We start from the raw sequence: 1,141 nt of genomic DNA, 5'->3' as shown, positions 1-1,141 counted from the left end.
TGTGCCGTTTTATGATTCTAGCTACTTTGTAATGGCTTTCTTATTGGAACGAAGGAATTACTATCCTCGGCTTCTTGAGTGCCATTTTATCCTTCTAGGCTAGTGCCATTTTTTCTTTCAAGTGGCATCTGGAATTAGAATAATAGGATATTGACTCATTGGCATCACTATCAAATATGTGAAAGGGTAGGATTCTCTCCGTTCTTAGAGTTCCCAAACACACAAACAGATCAACATGATTTACAAACTTTTTCCTAATCTGCTCAATCTCAAAGCAAATTAAATTAATTAAGCAGCCTTTCAATTCATACTCTCATTTCACATCTGACAGCACTTGTAAGTATCGTGCCGAAAATTACAAGTGCTGAATTTGTCCTTTGGTTACTTTGCATTGAAACTACCGAAGTTCAAGTACATAATGCCTAAGTCATCGGTATGATAATAAAGAGTAAAGTTATGTAAAGAGTCTTGACTGCAACATTCAAAAGCTCCGAAACGCTAATACTGCCATCCTCTTGGCACGCACTTTCCCCGCTTTGGCAGGGAGGGGAAACTTCTATTCAAAAAGGTTTGCCTCACTCCCAGCTAGCACCTACCTGGCAAATGTTTTTGTTGGGGGATGGTTCACCGACGCGCCACCTGCAACTACTGACTGGTGAAAAGACAGAAGTAGATTTGATTGATATGTCTGCTATTGGGATGCACCCAGATAATGCACCTGAGCAAATGCAGGTAGTACCTGGGCCAAGAGTTCGGCGACAGGTTTGGCTGAGAACTGCTTCTGGACAAAGGTTAGCTTATGCTTGTTCGTGGTGGGAAGCTAGCCATGTGGATGAGTATTTGCAAAATCGTTCTTTGCCTATTTGGGCGAGTTTAGAACGCTTACGAACAGAGTTATATCGGGATGTCCAGGGAATTTACTACGGAAATTCGGCGGCGTTAGAGTCAGCTTTTGGGTTTTCGGGGCCTTTTTGGGGTCGCCATTACCTGTTTTGGCATCATGGACAACCTTTGACGCTAATTTATGAGGTTTTTTCGCCTTATTTAACTAAGTATTTGGGGGCAATGGAGTTGGAGTGATTGGGGACTGGGAAGAAGAGGTGGGGGGGCTTCCGTGAGCGTCAGCCGAACGGTGGGGAGG

At 43.6% G+C, this 1,141-nt stretch carries 1 protein-coding gene; it reads left to right on the top strand.

Annotated elements, in window-relative coordinates:
- Window positions 1-468: 468 nt before the first annotated feature.
- Window positions 469-1,080, top strand: coding sequence for a chorismate lyase (locus tag IQ264_RS32520; RefSeq protein ID WP_193986929.1), 612 nt, complete (start codon window positions 469-471; stop codon window positions 1,078-1,080).
- Window positions 1,081-1,141: the final 61 nt, after the last annotated feature.

The sequence above is a fragment of the [Phormidium] sp. LEGE 05292 genome (assembly GCF_015207735.1).
In the GTDB taxonomy this organism is placed as follows: domain Bacteria; phylum Cyanobacteriota; class Cyanobacteriia; order Cyanobacteriales; family Aerosakkonemataceae; genus Floridanema.
Note: the sequence above shows the minus strand (reverse complement) of the source record. Positions and strands in the feature narration are given on the sequence as shown.